Annotated in this window: 25 protein-coding genes; 1 reads left to right on the top strand and 24 read right to left on the bottom strand. The window is 51.0% G+C overall.

All coding sequences use genetic code 11. The features are described from left to right. Nucleotides 1-320: 320 nt before the first annotated feature. Nucleotides 321-3,110, top strand: coding sequence for a phosphoenolpyruvate carboxylase (locus SH580_RS12365; RefSeq protein WP_319831170.1), 2,790 nt, complete (start codon nucleotides 321-323; stop codon nucleotides 3,108-3,110). 10 nt (nucleotides 3,111-3,120) lie between these two features. Here the strand turns inward: SH580_RS12365 and SH580_RS12360 are convergent, their stop codons facing one another. The 24 genes from SH580_RS12360 to SH580_RS12255 all read right to left on the bottom strand — a co-directional run bounded on the left by SH580_RS12360 (nucleotide 3,121) and on the right by SH580_RS12255 (nucleotide 22,116). Then, nucleotides 3,121-3,888 carry a haloacid dehalogenase type II gene (locus SH580_RS12360; protein WP_319831169.1) on the bottom strand — a complete coding sequence of 256 codons (768 nt, stop codon included), beginning with the start codon at nucleotides 3,886-3,888 and terminating at the stop codon, nucleotides 3,121-3,123. Nucleotides 3,889-4,444: 556 nt separating this feature from the next. Continuing rightward, a complete protein-coding gene (locus SH580_RS12355) occupies nucleotides 4,445-4,711 on the bottom strand; it encodes a Txe/YoeB family addiction module toxin (RefSeq protein ID WP_319831168.1) in 267 nt (88 codons plus the stop codon). Next, nucleotides 4,708-4,950 carry a type II toxin-antitoxin system Phd/YefM family antitoxin gene (locus tag SH580_RS12350; RefSeq protein ID WP_319831167.1) on the bottom strand — a complete coding sequence of 81 codons (243 nt, stop codon included), beginning with the start codon at nucleotides 4,948-4,950 and terminating at the stop codon, nucleotides 4,708-4,710. The genes SH580_RS12355 and SH580_RS12350 overlap by 4 nt, the downstream gene beginning before the upstream one ends. 18 nt (nucleotides 4,951-4,968) lie before the next feature. Next, complete coding sequence (locus SH580_RS12345) at nucleotides 4,969-5,142, bottom strand: hypothetical protein (RefSeq protein ID WP_319831166.1); 174 nt, start codon at nucleotides 5,140-5,142, stop codon at nucleotides 4,969-4,971. A 399-nt stretch (nucleotides 5,143-5,541) separates the two neighbouring features. Further along, nucleotides 5,542-5,766 (bottom strand): addiction module protein, encoded by a 225-nt coding sequence (locus tag SH580_RS12340; protein ID WP_319831165.1) that lies wholly within the window; start codon nucleotides 5,764-5,766, stop codon nucleotides 5,542-5,544. A 304-nt stretch (nucleotides 5,767-6,070) separates the two neighbouring features. Next, the gene (locus tag SH580_RS12335; RefSeq protein ID WP_319831164.1) at nucleotides 6,071-6,343 is read right to left on the bottom strand and encodes a type II toxin-antitoxin system YafQ family toxin; all 273 of its coding nucleotides are present in this window, start codon (nucleotides 6,341-6,343) and stop codon (nucleotides 6,071-6,073) included. After that, complete coding sequence (locus tag SH580_RS12330) at nucleotides 6,343-6,597, bottom strand: type II toxin-antitoxin system RelB/DinJ family antitoxin (RefSeq protein WP_319831163.1); 255 nt, start codon at nucleotides 6,595-6,597, stop codon at nucleotides 6,343-6,345. The genes SH580_RS12335 and SH580_RS12330 overlap by 1 nt, the downstream gene beginning before the upstream one ends. Nucleotides 6,598-7,649: 1,052 nt before the next feature. Next, nucleotides 7,650-7,976, bottom strand: a complete 327-nt coding sequence (locus SH580_RS12325) for a hypothetical protein (RefSeq protein ID WP_308951726.1) — start codon at nucleotides 7,974-7,976, stop codon at nucleotides 7,650-7,652. Between the two features lie 52 nt (nucleotides 7,977-8,028). Continuing rightward, complete coding sequence (gene brnA / locus SH580_RS12320) at nucleotides 8,029-8,289, bottom strand: type II toxin-antitoxin system BrnA family antitoxin (protein WP_319831162.1); 261 nt, start codon at nucleotides 8,287-8,289, stop codon at nucleotides 8,029-8,031. Next, entirely contained in the window at nucleotides 8,279-8,389 is a 111-nt protein-coding gene (locus tag SH580_RS22040) for a BrnT family toxin (protein WP_345786195.1), read from the bottom strand. The genes brnA and SH580_RS22040 overlap by 11 nt, the downstream gene beginning before the upstream one ends. Nucleotides 8,390-9,453: 1,064 nt before the next feature. Continuing rightward, the gene (locus SH580_RS22195) at nucleotides 9,454-9,675 is read right to left on the bottom strand and encodes a transposase (protein ID WP_425607094.1); all 222 of its coding nucleotides are present in this window, start codon (nucleotides 9,673-9,675) and stop codon (nucleotides 9,454-9,456) included. Continuing rightward, nucleotides 9,575-10,114 carry an IS110 family transposase gene (locus SH580_RS12315; protein ID WP_319831161.1) on the bottom strand — a complete coding sequence of 180 codons (540 nt, stop codon included), beginning with the start codon at nucleotides 10,112-10,114 and terminating at the stop codon, nucleotides 9,575-9,577. The genes SH580_RS22195 and SH580_RS12315 overlap by 101 nt, the downstream gene beginning before the upstream one ends. A gap of 93 nt (nucleotides 10,115-10,207) precedes the next feature. Continuing rightward, a complete protein-coding gene (locus tag SH580_RS12310; protein ID WP_308951716.1) occupies nucleotides 10,208-10,660 on the bottom strand; it encodes a hypothetical protein in 453 nt (150 codons plus the stop codon). 506 nt (nucleotides 10,661-11,166) lie between these two features. Beyond that, a complete protein-coding gene (locus SH580_RS12305; protein ID WP_319831160.1) occupies nucleotides 11,167-11,496 on the bottom strand; it encodes a hypothetical protein in 330 nt (109 codons plus the stop codon). A gap of 80 nt (nucleotides 11,497-11,576) precedes the next feature. Beyond that, the gene (locus SH580_RS12300) at nucleotides 11,577-11,882 is read right to left on the bottom strand and encodes a hypothetical protein (protein ID WP_319831159.1); all 306 of its coding nucleotides are present in this window, start codon (nucleotides 11,880-11,882) and stop codon (nucleotides 11,577-11,579) included. A gap of 241 nt (nucleotides 11,883-12,123) precedes the next feature. After that, the gene (locus SH580_RS12295; RefSeq protein WP_319831158.1) at nucleotides 12,124-13,014 is read right to left on the bottom strand and encodes an IS110 family RNA-guided transposase; all 891 of its coding nucleotides are present in this window, start codon (nucleotides 13,012-13,014) and stop codon (nucleotides 12,124-12,126) included. A gap of 79 nt (nucleotides 13,015-13,093) precedes the next feature. Then, complete coding sequence (locus tag SH580_RS12290; protein WP_319831157.1) at nucleotides 13,094-13,432, bottom strand: hypothetical protein; 339 nt, start codon at nucleotides 13,430-13,432, stop codon at nucleotides 13,094-13,096. A gap of 142 nt (nucleotides 13,433-13,574) precedes the next feature. Then, complete coding sequence (locus tag SH580_RS12285) at nucleotides 13,575-13,835, bottom strand: hypothetical protein (protein WP_319831156.1); 261 nt, start codon at nucleotides 13,833-13,835, stop codon at nucleotides 13,575-13,577. 86 nt (nucleotides 13,836-13,921) lie between these two features. Further along, complete coding sequence (locus tag SH580_RS12280; protein ID WP_319831155.1) at nucleotides 13,922-14,824, bottom strand: TIR domain-containing protein; 903 nt, start codon at nucleotides 14,822-14,824, stop codon at nucleotides 13,922-13,924. Nucleotides 14,825-15,547: 723 nt separating this feature from the next. Next, nucleotides 15,548-16,063 (bottom strand): anaerobic ribonucleoside-triphosphate reductase-activating protein, encoded by a 516-nt coding sequence (gene nrdG / locus SH580_RS12275; protein WP_319831154.1) that lies wholly within the window; start codon nucleotides 16,061-16,063, stop codon nucleotides 15,548-15,550. A gap of 11 nt (nucleotides 16,064-16,074) precedes the next feature. Then, nucleotides 16,075-18,252, bottom strand: a complete 2,178-nt coding sequence (gene nrdD / locus SH580_RS12270; protein ID WP_319831153.1) for an anaerobic ribonucleoside-triphosphate reductase — start codon at nucleotides 18,250-18,252, stop codon at nucleotides 16,075-16,077. Nucleotides 18,253-18,394: 142 nt separating this feature from the next. Continuing rightward, entirely contained in the window at nucleotides 18,395-19,276 is an 882-nt protein-coding gene (locus SH580_RS12265) for an SPFH domain-containing protein (protein ID WP_319831152.1), read from the bottom strand. Between the two features lies 1 nt (nucleotide 19,277). Continuing rightward, entirely contained in the window at nucleotides 19,278-20,243 is a 966-nt protein-coding gene (locus tag SH580_RS12260; protein ID WP_319831151.1) for an SPFH domain-containing protein, read from the bottom strand. A gap of 103 nt (nucleotides 20,244-20,346) precedes the next feature. Further along, entirely contained in the window at nucleotides 20,347-22,116 is a 1,770-nt protein-coding gene (locus tag SH580_RS12255) for a GDSL-type esterase/lipase family protein (RefSeq protein WP_319831150.1), read from the bottom strand. Nucleotides 22,117-22,274 lie beyond the last annotated feature (158 nt).

The raw sequence follows: 22,274 nt of genomic DNA, 5'->3' as shown, positions 1-22,274 counted from the left end.
AACAGATTGAGATAATGGGGATTCTGCGAACCATGCCAGGTTCAACACTGCGCAAAGAGATACAGTATCTAGATTGAGCTCAACAAAAATCATATACATCAATTCTACTCGGCACGATTTTCCATGCAGTGAGTTCTCATAGACAATCCCACACACTCCTTCACTGATTTCCACATTCACAGACAAATCATTGCAGTCCTCTTGCATCCCCGCCCAACTTGTCTTTTAGATTGATCAGTCTAGGACTTTTCTTATATCAGGCATTCTTGCTGCTTATCAGACAATTCGACTGCATAAACTCATACCAACCGATACCAATTTTGACTCAAAAAAGCACCACACCGGCCCCCACAGCGGCCAAGGCCACCACTCAGAACCGCGGATTTGAAAAAATAGACGCCGACGTCAACTACCTGATGGGCGAACTCCAACAGGTAATGAAGGAATCCGGCTACGCCGACATGACGGACTATCTGCCCTGGACCGGCAGCAAGCTCGCCCAACAAGAGCAATTTACCAGTCGCATGGTGCAGGCCTACTCGATCGCCTTCCAGCTCCTCAGCATGGTGGAGGAAAATACCGCCAACCAAATTCGCCGTATCCACGAACAGGAGGGGGATTTACACCAATGGCGCGGTCTGTGGGGCAGCCACCTCAAAGAACTGAAGGAACAAGGCCTCTCCGAAGAGCAGATCGCCGATGCGCTGCATGAGGTACACGTGGAGCCTGTGCTGACCGCACACCCCACCGAACCGAAGCGGATCACCGTGCTGGAACTGCACCGCGAGCTCTACTTGAAACTTGTGATGCGCGAAAACTCCATGTGGACGCCTAGCGAGATCGAAGACATCCGCCGCAGCATCCGCACCATCCTCGATCGTCTGTGGCGGACGGGAGAAATCTATCTGACCAAGCCCAGCATCGAAATGGAGCGCCAGGGCATCGAACACTACCTGACCTCCATCTTTCCGACTGCCATCCAGACGCTGGACCGCAACCTGATCCACGCCTGGGAAAGCCTCGGCTTCGACCCGGCATCATTGGAAAAACGCCGCCCCCACATCAACTTCGGCTGCTGGGTCGGAGGCGACCGCGATGGTCACCCCTTCGTGACACCGGAAGTAACAGAAGAGTCGCTGCTCTCCTATCGCATCAAGGCACTGAAGCTTCACAAAAAGGCATTGATTGAGCTCCGCGCCAAGCTGAGCCTGTCCTCCAGCCTACAATCACCGCCGGAAGAGTTGTTGGATGGCATCGCCAAGCAATGGGAAATACTCGGCAACCGTGCGGCGGCCATGTGCGCGCGCAACGAAAATGAGCCTTGGCGCCAATTCGTCAGCCTGATGATCGCCCGCATTCCGGTCACCGAAGGTGTCGACTCCGAGGTCGACCACCTGTCAACGGATCACTTTATTAGCTACAAACGCTCCAGCGAATTAAACGAAGATCTGGAGTTGCTACGTCGCAGCCTGCTACGCGTAAATGCCCGTTCCATCGTCGAGGAAGATATCGATCCTGCCATCAATCAGCTGCGCACCTTCGGTTTCCATCTCGCCAGCTTGGATATCCGTCAAAACAGCGAAGTGCACGAGCGCGCCGTCAGCCAAGTGCTGGAATGCCTGAACTTCCCGGAAACCGACTATGACCAATGGGATGAGGCCAAGCGCGTCGACTTCCTAAAATCACAATTAAGCCGTACCGATCGCCGTCTACGCCACAATGCCAAGCTGGGCGAAGACGCACAAAAAGCAATCGGCGCACTCACCGTAGTGGCCCGCCACGTAAAGCGCTACGGCACTCCCGCATTGGGCGCGCTGATTGTGAGCATGACCCGCACGGTCTCCGACCTCATGGCGGTGTATTTCCTCGCCCGCGAAGCAGGACTGCTACAGCAGGATGCCGATGCCAATATCATCTGCCCGCTACCAGTCGTCCCACTCTTGGAAACCGTGCAGGATCTGGAAAACGGCCCCGAAATTCTGGATGCCTTTTTACAGCTACCCATCACCCGCCACTCCCAGCGCTGGATTTCGGACAACCGCCAACGCAAGGATCTGGTCCAGCAAGTGATGATCGGCTACAGCGACAGTAACAAGGACAAGGGCATCCTCGCCAGCCAGTGGGCCCTGCACAAAGGACAGGAAAAGATCGTCGCGATGGGCCAGCAGCACGGCTTCCGCATCCGCTTCTTCCACGGTCGCGGGGGCACCATCAGCCGCGGCGCGGGGCCAACGGACCGCTTCCTCGAAGCCCTGCCCGAAGCCGCCCTCTCCTACGACCTGCGCACCACAGAACAGGGCGAAGTCATCGCCCAGAAGTTTGCCAATCTGCGCACCGCCACTTACAATCTGGAGCTGCTGGCAGCAGGTACCCTGCTCTTTTCCCAGCCACACAAACAGACCAAGTACGACGAGGACACCGCCGCCACGCTACAAAGCCTCTCCGACTACAGCGCCGAAACCTATCAAGCGCTGCTGCATGGCAAGGACTTCATGAGCTTCTACCGCCAGGCCACTCCGATCGACGTGCTCGAAGTTAGCCGGATCGGCTCGCGCCCTTCGCGCCGCACAGGCGCGCACTCGCTGGATGACCTGCGCGCCATCCCCTGGGTCTTCAGCTGGTCGCTCAGCCGCTACTTCCTGCCCGGCTGGTATGGCGTGGGCAGCGCCCTGGACAAACTCTGCGAAAGCGATGCCGATGCCTACCAACAACTCAAGGACGGCATCCACAGTAATGCCTTCCTGCGCTACGTATTCACCAATGTCGAAGCCAGCCTGATCAGCGTCGACCACAAGGTGATGACCGCCTTCTCCGAGCTGGTCGAGGACGATGCACTACGCAACCGCTTCATCGATCCCATCAACCACGACATGCAGCTGGCGCACAAACACCTGCAACATCTCTTCGTGGCACCGATCGAGGAGCGCCGTCCCAACCTGGTCAACACCACTCAGCGTCGCAACAAAGCGCTCGAAGGGCTCCACTTCTACCAGATCGAGCTGATCAAGCAATGGCGCGCCAACGGCAGTGATAAAGCCGACGAAAGCATGCTCAATCGCCTACTGCTGACAGTCAACGCCATTGCCAGTGGCCTGAAGATGACAGGCTGAGCCAGTTGAACTACAAGCTTTCAAGCCATGCAGCCAGCTCGGTAATGCTGCCCACTTCTTTGTCAGCCGGTATCGCGAGCGGGTACGTGCTCTTTCCCGGACGGGTCACAAACACACCAGTCATGCCAGCGGCTTTAACGCCCGCAATGTCCCAACCGTGTGCAGCCACCATCATGGCCTCGTCCGCTTCGACTCCGGCCTGCTTCAGCGCCCACTCATAAGACGCAAGTGCTGGCTTGTAGATTTGAATATCTTCGATGCTGTAGCGTGCTTCAAAAAACTCCATCAAGCCTGCGTTTTCAAACTGAGTTTGCACGCCCTTGTTCGAGGAGTTGGTGAAGCTGATAAGACGAAAACCCTGGTCTTTGAGTGCTTGCAGCCCTGCCTTTACATCAGGATGAGGTGGCAGACTACGAAGCGGTGTCACGATCGCCTCGCGAGCCGCAGCTTCAGTCAATTCGATACCATTATTGTGAGCCACCATCATGAGAGCAGCGACACCGATGTCTCCAAAATTATGATACCGCTGCGTAGCTGTATCCACCAGCGAGTAATGCAGCATAGTCGAGAACCAAAGCGGCAAAAGCTCGTTCTGCCCATTGAGCGCTTGCCCCACCGATGCCCGCATGGATTCCAAATCCAGCAGAGTTTCATTAACGTCGAAGAAAATCACCTTAGGGCGAGCAGGCGCGGATTGGCCATGCGCCACAACTGGCAAAGCTGCGACAAGGAGAAGAAGGACGGCGAGTGCCTGTTTGAATGGTCGTGTAAATTTCATATCACAGCATTAGGGACATGAGCGGCAGAACATATTCCATTTAAAATAAAAGAGCCAAACTCCCCCGCCCACAAATAGTTTACAGAAGCCGGTTATATTTCTAAACTGAATTATGCTGGAGTGAATACACCCAGGGCACCTGCCTCAACCGAGATATCACTCCACTTCTAAGAATATATGATCTATAAGCTTGGGCTTTGCGTAGCCTCGAAACTTTGTTTCCATGCGTCGCCTTCGGCTATGCAGGACACAGTCGGGGGGCGATCGGCATCGCCCCGGTTCCCCTTTCGACGAGCTTAGGACTGGCGAGAACCGAGCTTACAAAAGACATATCTATTAGGACCAAACTTTTTTCGAATAGGCATTAGGCTCTACGGCAAGGAGAGTGAAACTATCCGTGACGTCTGCGAAATCATTCTCTTTTTTTATATCTCCTAGGCTCGCGGTTATTATTGCTTCATTATTGGTTTGGTTGAGTTCTTCCTTCTGAACGGAGAGCTGTATCACGGAGAGGAGCCCAGCGAATCGGAGTTAATACCAGCGACTCGATGGCGCATCAATCGCCATAGTGTGTCCCCATCCGTAGGATCTTTACGACCTCTTCTTCTTCGTAAACCTGATAGACCAATCTGTGTTGAATATTAATTCGTCTGGAATAAACACCTAATAAGTCACCAACCAGTGCCTCGTATTCCGGAGGCTTCCTGAATGGGTCTTCCTGTAATATATCGATCAGTTCCAGTGCTTTCTCTTTTAGATGACTCCGAGAAATTTTCTTGGCATCTTTTTGCGCCTGCTTCGCGTATACGATCCGATAACTCACCACTCAACCGTCTCGCTGCAGTCCTCGATTTCTTCCTTCATTCCTTTTTTGATCGAATCGACCATACCGGGAATCGCGCTCAGATGAAGCGTCTCAGAAATAGCCCTCCAATCATCCTCTGAAACAAGCACCGCATTGCCCCGCTTGCCTGTGATCTGAATGGGAATGTGTGAACTATTCGCCTCGTCGATCAGACTGTAGAGCTTATTCCGAGCGCTGGTGGCAGTAATTGTGGTCATGACAGGTAGCGTGCGCTATTACGTGCGCTTGTCAAATTTTCCATTCTGCTCGGCGATAGAATGCCAAAGGTCGGAAGCTTCCATGTCCTCCGCCGGATCATCCAGCTCGAGGAGGAACCTCGCGAGGGCAAGTCTTTTACTGCGAGGGAGTTGCACAGAATCCCTACTAATTTCTTCAAATGTTGCGCTCATAATGGTTAATTACCCCAAAAATCAAATTTGTCGATTTCATATTCTGGCCACTAAGGAAGGAACCGCCCGTTACCGAGCGGCCCCCTCGCAGATCCCTGCGTGCGGTTTTGATTCGCTTCGTTCAGCCCTGCAGGGCCGCTTTAAGCGGTTCAACCATTTAAATAGGATAGGTTGGCACCAATGCTGGAACTTGCCCAGACTCTTGGAGTTTCCAATCACACCGTAATAGTTGTAATGCCCGAGCCAACGGGGCGGGTCGATTGCACTGTAAGAATGCCATCGGACTGCCCTGTTGGCAGTCCTTGATTAAGCGTGGGTAAGCGGTTAAAAAAATACGCTGAATGGGCATTCTCTTTCTGGATATCGTGGAGGATGAACATAGATGAGCGCCAGCAAAATCTATTGCTCACTATCGACTGATAGGGTCTTTGTTTCTTCCAAATGGCGACCAATGCTTCCCTTGACTTTATCCCACTCCAGAAGCTCTGCCTCGCCCGATTCAATGCGAGCTGAGCGCTGGTCCAGCAAGTCAATGATCTCAGGAGATTCGGAGCTTGTGCTAATGTCGCTGCGCATGTCTTCCCATAAGTTTCTCACTGTGAGTAACTTCTCTTCTTTTGTCATGCTTTCAACGTCTGGAATCATTCGACGCCCATTAGTCAATTACATCGGCGCTCCATTCTTTTACCATTGAGGTAGAGCTGCCCGTTGTCGAACAGCCCCCCTCCCAGATCCCTGCGTGCGGTTTTAATCCACTTCGTTCACCCCTGCGGGGCCGCTTAAAGCGGTCCACGTATTCTTACACTTTTAAAAGACGTCACGAGTGCCCCCCAATCCAAAGACAGACCACAAAGGAAATGACATGTCCCCTTTTAGCCCCCTGAGCGATGGCACGTTGGCGATGTTATCCAGAAGCCTCTTGATGGAGCTAGTTTTTGAAGAGATCACTGTGGCTTCCAGACCGCTCCAAGAATAAAGATTCTGGCTCATTTCGATATATTAAAATCCAGTCAGGTTCAATGTGACAATCTCTTGAACCGAACCAATTACCAATCAAAGCATGATCTCGATAGTTTTCTTCGAGGGGCTCATCTGCCGCCAGTAGCCGAACGACATCCCCCAGCTTTTCGAGATTCTCTCCCCTTTTCTTTAGACGTTTGATATCCTTCTTAAATTGGCTGGTTTGAATGACTGGCTTCATTACTTCCAGCTGTCTATCAGGTCATCCGCACTTTCGAAACGCTCTAGATTGTGACCTGAACGCGAATCTTGCAGTGCTCTTTCAGTTTCTTCATTCGGGATTTCTACCGAGAAGGGAAGACCGTTCCGTAAGGTGATCTGCGTGTAGAACATACGAATTGCCTCCGTGGGACTCATTCCTAGGCGGTTGAGAATGGTTTCCGCTTTTTGTTTCGTTTCTGGATCGATTCGGCTGTGTCCTGCTGCTGTTTTCATACCCCCTAAAATGTGTTGCATACGCAACACAAGTCAAGCTGTCAATTTCCTCTCCATCGTAAAGCGCAGTCGATGCGAGGCAAGCGGTTTAGCTCAGCACAAGCTCGCGATATCGCATTGACTACCGCGACTGGATAGACCTCCAAAGTGCAAGCGATGTAAAAAACTGCTGGATAGACAGCATGAGAAAGACGGCTCCAATAACTATATGAGGGATGAACGTAGGCGACGCTCCGCGAATCATATTAATGAGGATCAGCCGAGAAAAAGTCAGACAGAGTAAAACCAAAACGGATAAGATTATCTTCCAAACTCTTATTCTTTTTTCATTTTTAATTCCTACCAAGACAGGAACCGCCCGTTACCGAGCGGCCCCCTCGCAGATCCCATGCGTGCGGTTTTGATTCACTTCGTTCACCCCTGCGGGGCCGCTTTAAGAGGTTCAACCATTAAAATAGGATAGGTTGGCACCAATCCTGGAACTTGCCCAGACTCTTGGAGTTTCCAATCACACCGTAATAGTTGTAATGCCCGAGCCAACGGGGCGGGTCGATTGCACTGTAAGAATGCCATCGGACTGCCCTGTTGGCAGTCCTTGATTAAGCGTGGGTAAGCGGTTAAAAAAATACGCTGAATGGGCATTCTCTTTCTGGATATCGTGAAGGATGAACATAGATGAGCGCCAGCAAAATCCATTGTCCACCATCGACTGGATAGACTTCAGTATCTTTACCAGAGGTGTCGGCAGAGCGGCTTCGGTCTAAGATTCTTAAAATTACCTTTGCTGAGTATGCTTGGAAGACCAAGAGCCATGAGATGACTAAGAAAAAAAGAGAATATTATTGGACGCCCCGCATCTTCTGATCCGAATACAAACCAGATGAGTGACCACGCCAATGCTAAGCCCCAGAAGATGCCTGCATGCTTAGCTTGAGATTCAGTTCGATACATTACAGATCGTTCCCAACGTGAGTGACATCTCGATTAGTTTTCTATTTCAGGGAAGATCTTCATTTTAATTCTGTCTATCGTGGAGCTCTGACGACGGCGCGTCAGCGACGTTGCCCAACAGCACTTGGATCTACCTTCTCTAGATGTGGTGATTGCGTGTAGAGTGCCATTTGTAGAACTAGGATGACTGGGAAAAGATATCCAGTATATTCAGTTCCTTTTTTAGTTATGTAGGATAGCAGATAAACAACAGCTAAAAGCATCCATAATGCCCGTAACCACTTAGATTGACTTCTTTTCTTAAACGAGAGTTGTAGGTTGATTTTTTTCTTAGCCGCCCAATCGCCAAAAAGACGAATTTGATCTTCCGCGCTCAAAGCCTTGTAGCTAGCGTCTTGGGAATAGAACTCTTTGAGGGTCTGGTTCATTCTTTGTAGATTGTTAAAGTGTGGCATGGAGTGAGGCACGAACGGAATTGTCCTATCCTGCCTTGTTGGCCTTCAGTTTTCTTTTGGACTTAGGTGCGTCTAGGTGTTCACCGATCCAGACTTTTATTAGGGACTGTCGAGGCACGCCAATACGATTTGCTTCACGGTCTAAACGTTCGATCATCCAGACTGGAAAATCTACGTTCACTCGCTTTTGCTCCTGCCCCGGGCGGAATGCCTTCGATAAATCCAAGTGATCGTTGATGTCGACTTCGGCATCATCAAAAATTTTATCTAAATCCTTAGCTTTCATATAGTTTCCTTTCGTTCGTTCGGGCTCTTCTCACTGAGATGATCCGTGTTTTGTCTCCTCTGGGAGTGTAGAAGGCGACCCAGAGCTTTCTATTTAACATCGCGAGCAGGGCGAAGCGCTCTTCGTCTTCTGATTTTCACCGGAAATCCAATGCAATCTGGGTCGTTCCAGAGTGATTGAGCTTCTTCAAAATCAAGACCATGCTTCGCCTTATTTAATTCACTTTTTATGGGATCATACTCAAACTCCATTTAGGTATAGAAATTATACCAATAGTTGAATTTGTCAAGACCTTCGTTTTCTTGGCTAACGTGGATACCAGACAACCAGCCAATGAGCTTCGTCGTCCTGTTGAGTTTTAGGGGCGGGGTAAATGGGGTGTCTGCGTCGACTGAATCTGCCCTTCACTTACGTTTTGTTCCGAAGACAGCATGTCGTCTATTGTGTCGGACTACTGTAATGCGGATATAATCCGGAAACACGCGAAAAAGGATGTGATAGGGAAAACGTGTCAGATTCACCCTGCGCAAGCCGCTCGAATCAAAATGGTGGTGTTGTGGGTTTGAGGCTGCTGATTCCAAAGAGAGGTTCAGCTCCCTCCAAAAGGCTTCCTCCAGTTCTTGAGATATGCTGGCCTAGTGCTCCAAATAATCGCGGACTTCATTCGGAACTTTCGGGTGGAACACTATTTCCTTCTTCATCGCCCGACTGCTTGCCTGAATTCTGCATAGCTGATTGGGGGCGCTTTGCCTGAATCCATTTCATTTTCTCTTTTTACGACTTCTTGGTCGTCCGGCCCTAGGGGTGCGTTCGGTAATGACGATAAAATGAAAGATGCCAGCCCAGAGCGCTCTTCTTCGCCGAGCGCTGTAATTTCTTTTTGAAGCTCCATTAAAGTGCGCATATTGGGGAGAATAAGCTCAATTTAGAAGCGGTCAATTCTCTTTCACAGATCGTGGAGGGCTGGCGCGCCTTTAGGCGTTGTCCAGAAGCGTCTTCCATGAGAAGGGGTTAATATTTAATGTGAAAATTTCAATTTTGTTACTCTTTGATGATGTATGTTTGAGAGGATGTCGAGACGGATTCCCGATGTCAGACTTCCATACGCACTCTTTTTTGTGAGTTTACCAGGCTCGGTGCTGTGGGTGTCCTATCTCGGAGCTGCTAACTGGTTCTCGCTTTCATTGTATCGCCATGGTTTGGCTTGAAGCTGACGAGTAAGCGTCGCATCATGCGGTTGCCAGCTTTGGTGATGCGCATGGGTTTATCGACGTCGCCGGATTGATCACGCCCGGGCACGAGTCCAAGAAACGGGCCGACATCTCGTGCTGTCGCAAAGCGGTCTGGCGAGCCGATAATTAATACAAAGGAGAGAGCCGCGCACATGGTTGACCAGTTTGACGCGTGCGGTCACCAGGGCATCGCGTGCTTCAAGGATCTTCAGCGCTCTTTGGTGCGCCTCGCTCTTGTGTTCGATGCCGTAGAGTAGGTTGCGGTCAAAACGTCCGATACGAGCCAGCAGCAGCGCGTCACGCTCATCGTTTTTGTTGTCGGTCTGGTAGATCGCCCGGACCTTGCGTGGATTGGCGACGACTACCTTGTGGCCGCGCTGGTTGAACAGACGGCTAATCCATGGTGAATGACAACCGGCCTCCATGATGAGAGTGGCGCCTCGGTTTGCTTTGCTGAAACGGATCAGCTCGGGTTGGTTGTTGAGCAGTGTTGTTCGTTCGATAATCTCGCCCTCTGCGTTCAGAGTACAAGTTTCGTGGCTTTTGTCGCCGAGGTCGATGCCGATGGTGTGGGTGTTTTTTGCTGTATTCATAGTGGCGTAGTTCTATGCGATTGAGCTCCATTTTTCGAGCTTACTCGCTACGCCTTCTCATGCCTACTGGTTCGAATAAGTTTCTCTTATTGCTTAATGTTTCTCGAAGGTCCATTTCGTTCCTGCTCCAAAATGTTTAAACATTTCTTCAAACTCAGCTTCCGTCGGTGTGTCATCGCAATGAAATAGCGTAGTTCTTTTCGTCCCGTATTGATGGGCAATTTCGGCCAAATAACTGTCTCCATGACTGAGCGTGACATGACAACTAAACAGCCCCTCTGTGGGCAGCCTTATAGTCTGTTTATAATCGCCATAGAATATATTCTGATCACCTTCCTGCCCTAGGATTATTTTTGTTTTTTTCTTCGTTAAACTAACTAATATTGGCAACACAATAAGGGGGGAGCAATATACCGCCAATTTTGGAAAAGGGATATACACCCAGAAAATTGCCACGGCAATAAAAAGGGTAACGAAGACTGTGCCGAGGATCATCTCACTGTGTTTTTTTGTTCTGATTACACGCAAGTCCGGGTCGTAGATCATGTTACACCAGTGTAGCTTCATTTTTTTCGAACGGTTAGGCTGGAATCCCAGCCTATGAATTTAGTAGTCTAAGTGGTTATCGAATATCAGGCGCGTAAATGGGATTGTCCAGTCCCGCCTTGTTCGCTCTGATTCTTCGGGATGTGTGGAAGAGTGAAATACATCATAGACTCTTTCTTGAATAGGAAATAGAGCGCTAGAGCACTAAATGGTAAGAATGGACTACCCAAGGAGACGAAGCAAAAGCTTATAGCTGCAACCCAAGCCCATTTCTTTGCTGATCTTAATTTTTTTCCAGTAATGAGAGCTAAGATGCCTAGGGCAGACAGGATAACGGAAGACGTTATTTTCTCCTGCAAGCTGTTTGAATTCGACCCACTCAAAAACGTGAGGGGCAGCAACAAATAGAACGCGGATTGAACCCAAAGAAGGATGGAGCAATATTTAATTCCTTTCGATGGTGGATGTTTAAATTCTCTCATTTATTCAGCGAACGTGGAGGATGATCACGTAGAGGAGCGCAGCGACTCGGAGTTGATCACTCCGCCTTGATCTACTTTCAGTCGGGAAACTAGGAAGTGTCTCGTCGCCAAAAAAAATGAAACATAGCTTGATGCTAATATCGCTAGAAAAAACGTGATAATGACCAGAGTATTCTCAATCGGTATGTGAGGAAGAATCACTCCTAGAGCAAAACTGAAAACCCAGGCAAGAATCCAAAAAACGATGAAAGCTCGTATGTAGTCAGAATGCCCTAAGCTTTCCTTTTTCTTTCTTCCTTCTTTTTCGTGCTTAGTCAGCTGAGGTTCAGGAACTGTGAATCTGAAGGTCTTCATTATTTCTGTAGATCGTAGAGGGGATGCGCGGAGTGGAGGCGAAGCCGTAACGGAGTTGTCATCTCCCGACTTGTTGGGCTTTAGGCGTAAAGGACGGCACCGCATGCAAGGCCGACAAAAGCCCAGATACAGATGCCGATAATCGATAGGAATACTCTTAATTTATTTCTTTTAAAGGCAATTGGAGCAATGAGCCCGATGGCTAGCAATGCAAGTGGGAATGAGTCATATAATCCAAGTTTCATTCCAAGAAATGGACCAAATACTGCGGCAAGTGGGAGTGGAATCACCCAATCATCAGGGTAAACTAGAACAGCAATTAGAAGGCAAATGACTAGAGTCGCAAATAAACCGATGGTTAGCTTACAATCTGATTGTTTATTCATTTTCATTCTCTTGCCCAACGTCGAGGATAGTCACGGGGCGCTAGCCACGTTGACTACTCCGACTTCCATGAGAAGGGGTTAATATTTAATGTGAAAATTTCAATTTTGTTACTCTTTGATGATGTATGTTTGAGAGGATGTCGAGACGGATTCCCTATGTCAGACTTCCATACGCACTCTTTTTTGTGAGCTTACCAGGCTCGGTGCTTGTGGGTGTCCTGTCTCGGAGCTGCTAACTGGTTCACGCTTTCATTGTATCGCCATGGTTTGGCTTGAAGCTGACGAGTAAGCGTCGCATCATGCGGTTGCCGGCTTTGGTGATGCGCATGGGCTTATCGACGTCGCCGGATTGATCACGCCCAGGCACGAGTCCAAGAAACGGGCCGACATCTCGCGCTGTCGCAAAGCGGTCTGGCGAGCCGATAATTAAGACAAAGGATAGCGCTGTGATTGGGCCGACTCCGGGGATCGTCAATAGCTTCTGAGCCACAGGGTAGTCCTCGGCGATCATAGTATCGATGTGTTTGTCTTCGGCTTTAATGAGTTCACTCAGATGGCCGATGCTTTCGATGACCGGTGCAACGAGTGCGTAATCCGCGGCTTCAAGATGCTCCGTGGCCTTACGGGCAAAGGCCTCCGTGCTGCACCCGGATGGAAGGAAGATGCCTAGGCTTTTGAGAGAGCCGCGCACATGGTTGACCAGTTTGACGCGTGCGCTCACCAGGGCATCGCGTGCTTCAATGATCTTCAGCGCTCTTTGGTGCGCTTCGCTCTTGTGTTCGATGCCGTAGAGTAGGTTGCGGTCAAAACGTCCGATACGAGCCAGCAGCAGCGCGTCACGCTCATCGTTTTTGTTGTCGGTCTGGTAGATCGCACGGACCTTGCGTGGATTGGCGACGACTACCTTGTGGCCGCGCTGGTTAAACAGACGGCTAATCCATGGTGAATGGCAACCGGCTTCCATGATGAGAGTGGCGCCTCGGTTGGCTTTGCTGAAACGGATCAGCTCGGGCTGGTTGTTGAGCAGTGTTGTTCGTTCGATAATCTCGCCCTCTGCGTTTAGAGTGCAAGTTTCGTGGCTCTTGTCGCCTAGGTCGATGCCGATGGTATGGGTGTTTTTTGCTGTATTCATAGTGGCGTAGTTCTATGCGATTGAGCTCCATTTTTGAAGCTTACTCGCTACGCCTTCTCATGCCTACTTGTTCGCCATGTTAGGTTTTCGAGCGTGCTATCGCGTCTTCGATCTCATCAGGAGAGCCTTGATTGTTGGGATCGAACTCGAAGTCATCAATAATATCCGTCCAATCAAATTGATGGGCGCAGAACTGATTCTGATCACCTGAAATGGGGTGCTTGAGCGGAGTGTCGTAGCCGTCGCGAGGAGAGCGGATGTAAACCAGTCTGACCTCCTGCTCCTTATCGAAGTCAGATCTAATCTTCATCACAGTCCGTAGCAATTCGTATCCCCGACTGTCTAGGAAATCGGAAAAGTGGGCAGCGGCAATACCGTCTCGGATGTCTTGTGCGTCGTCATAGGTGATCAAACTCATGTGATAAAACAGACTGTAGAATCGATCCTCCTCATCCATCAGACGCTCAAATAGCTTTCCGGCCTGCGTGCGAACTCTGATCGCATCACGCCCCTCACCAAATGTCCCCCATGGAATAGGGGATAGTGACCAGGACTGAGAATCAGTACTCCGCCATCATGCTTCGAAAGAGCTGATGTTGAGTTCCGTCCACCTCAAAGGTTGCGTCCTTCAAGGGGTTCTCAAGATCGTCACCTTGGGTTTCGTAGCACGGGTTTACGAGCGTGTTCTTGCCACTGTTGAGGTCAGCCAACAAGAAATCGACGCGGAAAATTCGATAGATGTTGGTGTCATGACTTAAACCGCCATGCGTATTCGCGGCTAGCCAATCAGCTTTGGTGTAGTTATCGAGCGACTTGCACATCGGCGATTTTCTTTAGGCGAACGTCGAGGTGCCTCAAGACTGAAGCGCGGAGCGCGAAAGGAATTGGGACCACCGGCTAGTTCGAATTAATCGTTTTGGGGTAGTAGCGGGTTTCTTGGTGCCTCTGAAGGATGGTTTCCGTTCATGCCATCTGGGCGTTCTCCCCATCCTCCATGATCACTCCAAAAGTAGCTCGCCTTGTAACCACTTTCTCTTAGCCATTCGGCAAATGCCTTGCCACGCTCGGTTAGAGTAACTCGATCTCTTAAATCAACTTGGAGCAATCCGGAGTCTGCTAACTTGTGGCACGTGTCCGAAACACTAAAATAACCATTCCCTCTACTTTGCCTACCAGGTTCACCAATACTGTATTCATATCTAGGACCAAACCCAAATACTCCAGCTCTGGTTAAAGCAATTTCGTTCTCTTCGGCTAATATTAGAAACTGATGAATTGCTCGATCTAATAAGTCTGCGAGTAGCTGAAATGTCACGTCGCTATCTATAGATAGGCTCGCATTTGAGTCCAAAGGCCCCAACTCGGACATAACAGCTTTTATTCGCGTCGTAGCACTGCCAACTGCTGCCTGCAAATTCCCTGTGCTATGTGGCTGAAAATCCGCAGCTGTTATTCCAGCAAGGTCAGAGGGAAGCTTAATGTCTGCTCTTCTGTCATAAGTTATAAAGCACCTATCACGGCCCAGACTTCCCATGAATAGGCCTAACTCAAACAATACATTATCTCGTGGTGCATTCTGCGTCTCATCCCTCGAAGTAACTAAATCATCAGGAGTGAGAACAAGAATCGCGAAGTCGAATTCCTCTACTGCTGAAACAAGCGACTCCAGAGTTCCTCGACTTAGTCCGAAGACACCTTGGCTCCATATTGTAACCTCGGCATCGTAATCAAGGTTTACTTGTATTGCTTCGGCGATTGCTTTGCCTTCGCTTGATGAACCGATGAATACTTTTGGACGTGGTGTAGTCATATTTTATTTTTTTTCGAATCGATGAGCACTGGCGCGGCGCTAGCCGTTGACAAGGTGCGTCTGGATGTGGCCGAAGGCCGTGGTGAGTGTGGAGTCTAGAATACTGGTCTTCATCGAGTGCTTCGAATGTCTGTTTGCTTTCCTCTTTTTCTAATCGACGACTCGGTTCAAGCGTCTGGGGATTCTGTTTTATCTTACCTTTAAAGCGTGTTTTGAATATCTCGGCTCGTCGATTTCATTTTTCATTTTATTTCCACATCAGTATTATAACACCTCGTGGCTAATCATTTAGCTTTGGGGTAGACACTAAGATGAATGCTTACTTAAGCACTTGATGCAAGATGCTTTAAGTATCGTTTGCTATTTATTAGATGAGTTATTGCTTGATGGCTCCATTGCCCCTGGATCAGCTTGATATAGGAAGTTTGGGGAGCATTTTCATAATTAAGACTAACGCTCGCTTAGGCTAGGCTCTTCACTTACAACACTACGGGGCTTTCACCTTATTTCTGTGTGTATATTTCTTAAGTAATTCTTTATGGCGCTGAAACCCTGATATTCAAGGCTGCTTGCTTCTGAAACCCGCTGTATCAAGAGGCGGATAGCGCGTTACTTGCATATCGAGGGCTCGAAGCGGCCGAATAGCCCGGCGGATGCTTTGTGAGCGTGCGCATCGTTAGATTTGGATTTCGTATAGAAACTGGAGCATGCTTGAAGCTTAATTCAGAGGTCAGAAAACAGAAGCTTGAACCCAAACGATTCCAACGCGTCATCTGGCTGAAGCTCTAGAATCCGTTGATTGGCGGAGCCGCGGAAGCGAAGGCTGGGATCGGCTTGTGACTGGATGAAGGGGCCGTCGATGAGGACGTCGACGTAGTCGAGCACGGCATTTTGCGCAGGCGTGAGGTCTTCCAGCAAGTAACCGGTCCACAGCCAGATATTTTTTTCGGGGCACTCGGCTTTGACGCGCTGCACCAGCTGCAGTATGTCGGCGCAATTGCCTGGAAAGAGCGGGTCGCCCCCGGTCAGGGAGAGGCCATGGCGTGGGATGCGGCTGTCTTTGAGGTCGGCTAGGATGCGCTGGATGAGCGCCTCGGTGACTGGGTGCCCGGACTCGGGCGACCAGGTGGACGCGTTGTAGCAGCCGGGGCAACGATGCTCGCAGCCTGAAACAAACAGAGTGCAGCGGTTGCCGGGCCCGTTGATGACGTCGAGCTCGATGTAGCGATGATAATTCATGCGAGCATGCACTACAGGTGCTTGGTGCGGCGCTTCACCTCTTCCTGTTTGCCGGCGTTGAAGGGGCGGGCGTCGGGATTGCCGAGGTAGCCGCAGACGCGGCGGGTCACGGAGACACGGGCGGGATCGTTGTTGCCGCAACTGGGGCAGGTAAAGCCTTTGGCCGTGCACTCGAACTCGCCGGTAAAGCCGCAGTCGTAGCATTCATCGATGGGTGTGTTGGTGCCGTAGTAAGGCACACGGTCGTAGCTGTAGTCCCAAATCGCCTCGAGCGCTTCGAGGTTGTGCTGCATGTTGGGGTATTCGCCGTAGCAGATGAAGCCCCCGTTGGCGACGGGCGGATAGGCATACTCGAAGTCGAGCTTGTCGTAGGGGTTGACCTGTTTCTCGACGTCGAGGTGGAAGCTGTTGGTATAATACCCCTTGTCGTTGACGCCAGCGATTTGGCCAAACTTCTTGAGGTCCAAGCGGCAGAAGCGGTCGCAGAGGTTTTCACTCGGAGTGCTGTAGAGGCTAAAGCCGTAGCCAGTCTCCTCCTTCCAGCGGTCGACGGCGGCACGCAGGGCCTTGACGATGGCGAGCGATTTGCCGCGCAGCGCCTCGCTGTCGAAGACGTGGGTGTCGCTGCCATAGAGCGCGTTGATGCACTCGTGCAGGCCGATATAGCCGAGGCTAATGGAGGCGCGGCCATTTTTAAAGAGCTCCGAAACCGGCTGCTCGGGCTTGAGCCGCACACCGCACGCGCCCTCCATATAGAGGATCGGCGCCACGCGGGCAGGCACATTCTGCAGGCGGGCGATACGCGTATCGAGCGCTTTGCGGGCGAGCTGCAGGCGTTGCTCTAGGATATCAAAGAAACGTGCCTCATCCCCCTGCGCTTCCAGCGCGATGCGGGGCAAGTTGAGGCTGACCACCCCGAGATTATTGCGGCCCTCGTGGACTTCTTTGCCCTCCGACTCATAGGCGCCCAGAAAACTGCGGCAGCCCATCGGGTATTTGAAGGAGCCAGTCACCTTGACCGTCTGATCGTAATTTAGAATATCGGGATACATGCGCTTGGAGGCGCACTCGAGGGCCAGCTGCTTGATATCGTAATTCGGATCGCCGGGCTTGCGGTTCAGCCCCGCCTTGACGCCAAAGACCAGCTTGGGAAAGACAGGTGTCTTACCCTGCTTGCCCAGCCCGCGGATACGATTACGCAGGATAGACTGCTGGATCAGGCGTGCCTCCCAGCTCTCGCCAAGGCCGAAGCCGAGGGTGACAAAAGGCGTCTGCCCGTTGGAAGTGTGCAAGGTGTTGACCTCGTACTCGAGTGATTGAAAGGCATCGTAGCACTCCTTCTCGGTGAGCGCTTGGGCGTAGGCCTCGGGGTCGGCGACTTTCCATTGCCGGGCGGTTTCGAGGTGTTTGCCATAGCTGATCGTGACGTAAGGCGCCAGCACCTCGTCGATGCGGTTGATGGTGGTGCCGCCATAGATGTGGCTGGCGACTTGGGCGATGATCTGCGCTGTCACCGCGGTGGCGGTCGCGATCGAGCGCGGCGGCTCGATCTCCGCGTTGCCCATTTTGAAACCACGCGTGAGCATCTCTTCCATGTCGACCAGCATGCAGTTAAACATCGGGAAGAAGGGCGCGTAATCCAGATCGTGATAGTGGAGATCGCCTGATTCGTGGGCAGCAACGACATCCTTGGGCAGCAGGTATTGCTTAGCGTAGTGCTTGGCCACGATCCCGGCCAACAAATCGCGCTGGGTCGGAATCACCCGCGCATCTTTATTCGCGTTTTCGTTGAGCAGTTCCGCATTGCTCTGCTCGACCAAGCCATGAATTTCCTGGTTCAGCTTGCTGACACGCTCGCGAGCCACGTCACGATCGTGGCGATACTCGATGTAGGCACGCGCGATCTCCTTGTGCGGCCCCGCCATCAGCTCGTGCTCCACCAGACTCTGGATTTCCGTCACACAGGTCTCTTTTTGACCCAGGAATTTCGCCGTCACTAAGGCAGTCACTTGGCCCGCATAAGCGAAGTCGTCGATGCCCGCCGCATGGCCCGCCTTGTAGATGGCCTGAGCGATGCGTTCGAGTGAAAATGGGATAAAACTGCCATCCCGTTTACGCACAATGGGATAAGGAAGTGATTGCGGAGTTTCAAATAAAGTTGCTTGAATTGCACTAGATGTCGTAGCCATACCATCAGGGATGCCCTACATCTAGTGCTCGTTAAAGTTCAATTTGCCTCCACAACATGAGTATAAGCGAACGAAACAGGCTCAAAAAGCAGCCATGATGCGCCGCCGCCTATTTCATTCTTAGGCAAGCATCCCCTCGCGACTAGCTATTCAAAAGAATGCCTGCGCCCCCTTGCGAATCGCCGGTGTTGAGGATGATCTTACCGTCACTTTTCAGTGTCGCTTGCAGATCCAGCAAATCGAATAGGACAGCAGCAACATCCTCGTTTTCACGGATCTCGGAAAGCGCCTCACCCACAATTTTAGGGCGAACGGCTTCAGCTTGGCCCAGCCGACGGGAGGCTTCTTTCTCGGCATTGGAACTGATAATGGCGACCCGATTCTCCCCGTCCTGCCGCATCGAGGCAGTCACTTGCCGCAGGCGGTTCACCACCTTACGCTCAATTTCTTTGATCATGCCCGCATCGCGGAAAGCAACTTTGCGGATATAGGTCGAGCCCAGGGTGAAGCCCCACTGCTCGGATGTCGGGGAAACTTCCTCGCGCACCTTACGCGAAAGTGCGTCACGATCCTCAAGCAGCACATCTAACTCTAGATTCGATAGTTGCTTGATCACGGCGGTGGACACGTTGGCAGACAAGGAACCGACCGGATCCGAATTTTCGAACAAGTAAGCCGTAGGATTGCTGATGAAACACTCATACCAAATCCCCACGCCCATAGGGGCCCCTTCGGCGGAGTTGACCAATTGATTGCGGAGATAATGCTGATAAATAGTCGTGGAAACCGTATAGACCTTCCCAAAGAAAGGCACCAAGAAGGTGCGTAGCCCGAAACACTTGAAGGGCAAATTGATCCCGGGCTCTTCAAGTGTGCCGATCACTTTGCCAAAGAGCGTGTAGACCAACACTGTCCGCTCCGGAATCACACGCCAAAGCTGAGCCGAACGGCCAAGGTTATAAACAATAGGGATCGCGACTAAAGTGATGACACCGCCCAAGATCAGAGAGACTAAATAAGACATGTTAAACTTTGTCCGAATTGAGGTTGATAATCGTTTGGGAGGCCTTCTTGCGTAGCGGCAAGGAGGCATTGCGCAGGTAGGAGTCTAGAGCCGCTCGTCCGCCATTGGCATACATCTGCGAGAGCGTCTCGAACAGCTCGCGCAGCGGAGCGGCCTCTGCATTGGCCTGATTTTCTGCGATCAAGACCGCCTGCTCCGCCATCTTTAAGCGTTGATCCGCCTCCGCCTTGGCTTGAGAGATTTCGGCGGCCACATTGTTGCTGGTGGTATTAATCGAGGCCAGCGCCTCATCCACTTCATTGGGCGGATCAATGGTCGTGATCAAGGCAGCATCCAGTTCGACCCCATAGCGGGCCGCAGTCTTCTTACAAGCCTGCTCCATGTATTGATTGATCGTCGAAACATTTTTACGCAGGTCATTGATCGAAATAAATTCAACGAGTTCTTGCTCACTGGAATTCGCGTCAGCGCCGCTGAAAGTGGCGATCCGGTCCCTTAAAACCGAAATGAAATACCCCATAATATGCGCCTGGGGCGACTTCACGCCAAAGACATAGGCATAAAGATTACGCTCACACGGGCGCCAGCGAATCTGCCCGGTGATGGCCACGGTCAGATTGTCCTTAGTCACCGACTCGATCGATTCCTGAGTGATGTCCGGATCCCAAGTGATGTCTGTGGTTTGAATCGTCATGTCCACTTTTATCAATTGCTGCCATGGCCACTTAAAATAGGGGCCGCCGGGCTTAATGACACGTATCATCGGGTAATCGTAGCGCAGTTTCTCGGCCTCAGAGAGTAAGCCGCCAAGCTCGGGGTCTTCACTGATCAACTGCGCGCCCAGTCTTTGCGCTCGACCAAAGGTTGTTAACACGCCGCGCTCTGTCGGGCCGACCGTATACACTCCGAATAAGAAAACACCCGTGGCTGCGAGCGCCGCGCCTAAGAGAAGCATGAAAATTTCCATAATATTTTTTAGTGAATCAAATTCATCAATCCCTCATAACCAACTCTCAATAGTCAAAATCACAGGAATAAAATCTGCAGCCTGAAGGATCCAGTCGCTCCACTCACTTCGATGCGGCAAAAACCTGCAAGTCCGTCGTAAATGCAAAGCTCGGCGTATAACCGACCTGCTCATCATAATGATCTAGGTAAGTCAGACGCACGTAACGCGCTGATTGAGCATCAAAATCAAACAAACGCTTTTCTTTCTTGCGCAATGAAAAGGTATAGCGCCCCACTTTGGTAAAATCAACACCGTCAGCACTGATAGCAATCTCGACCAATCTAGTCGAACCGAACTGCGGCACGCCGATCACGACATGCCCGACCACGGCGGCCTCTTCCAAGTCGACCGTCACATGCTTAGGAAAATCGCTTGCATCGTTTGTCGCAAAGGTAGTCTCCTTCCCCACCGTCCAAGAGCCATCGGTCAAACCGCTATCCCAGCCATAAGTATTCGGAGCGTTCGTCACCCAAGACTTCCCAAGCGCCAAATTACGCCCCAAGCTTGCAGGCACCGAACTCACGGGCGCTCCCTCCAACAGGAGGTCCTCTGCACTGATCGCAATCAATTTGAATTGATGCGCCACGGGCTGTGCCGTCGCCCGCTGAATATTCGCCAATTCACGATCCGCAACATCCAGCGATTCCAATAAGTTAGGCAAATAGGCCTGAATCTCCTCGGATGCGTTCGCGTAAGGAACCTGGTAAGTGCGCCAGCGCATATTGTGCATGTTCGCTCGCTCAATAGTCAACTTATGCACAGTTGCCGCTTGCTGACTCATCGGCGTATTGAGCATGGCGAGATTGACCCCAATATTCAATTCATCGGGTGAAAACCTCCCGATCTCCTTGCCATCCACCTGCAGTGCATAGCCCTCAGCTTGAAGCCCAGTCACGCGAATAATTTGCTGATTAAGTGCCTCAACAAAGTCGGAGGATTCAACTGCTAGCGCAGTCTCAGCATTACTCAGATCGACCGGCATCGGCAGTGCATGGTCGAGCTGCGTCCATTCGAGCTGCTCAGAGCCAACATTCAAGCCACTGATATCTGTATTATCTGCCTGATTCAGCTTCCCGGCAGTCGCGTCAATTTCAACCACTGAAACAACCGCAGGTGCATTCCATGATTTGAGCAACTGCTCGGCCATGATCAAATGCCCAGCTGGCCCCGGGTGAACACGGTCTCGTATAATTTTACTAGCAAGCTCTGGATTTGACGCCTTAGCTCTTTCCAGCATAGCAACCAAAGGCGCGTTTAAATTCGCCACGTTTTGCTGCTTAACCTCGGCAATTTCCTGCACCGCTTCGCTAAAACGCAGCAAGACCGCATTATACCCCCCTGCAAATTTTGGCTCACGCGTAACATCGTCGTAAGGCGACGGTTGGATCAAAGTCATACGAATGTCTGGTATTTGAGCGACAACCTTATCCACGATCGCACTCATTCCATTCACATAGGTGTCAAAGATCCCCTGCTCAAAGGCACGATACCCCCCGTCATTCATCCCCAGCATAATTGTCATCACTGTGGGATCATAAGCAAATACATCACGCTCAAGACGTGTATCAATCCGACCGCCGCCTCCACCGCCGACACGGTCACCACCCCAGCCAGAATGCACAAAGTCAATCACTCGATCAGGAAAACGAGTCACCACAAAAGTTTCAGTGAAAGTAGTATAGAGACGCTGATCCGTAATGCTATCACCATAAAAAACAACGCGGTCGCCGTCTTTCAGGTAAAATTCATCTTGCGACCACAAGGTCGAAGACAAAGGCGTGAACACAATAAGCGCTGCTAACGCACGAGACAACAGGGGTTTTACGGTCATGTTGAATCAAGCATTCGCTCAAAGTCAGCTACATGTAAAACCTGAAATGAAAACCGTCCTGAAATCCTGTTAGAATAAGTCGAGGCGCTATCACTTGAATCGATGGCAACACTCAAAAAGAGTATACATTTGTTCACTTAAATATTGCATCCAACTGA

It is taken from the genome of Coraliomargarita algicola (genome assembly GCF_033878955.1).
GTDB classification, from domain to species: domain Bacteria; phylum Verrucomicrobiota; class Verrucomicrobiia; order Opitutales; family Coraliomargaritaceae; genus Thalassobacterium; species Thalassobacterium algicola.
This window is presented reverse-complemented; position numbering and strand designations above follow the sequence as displayed.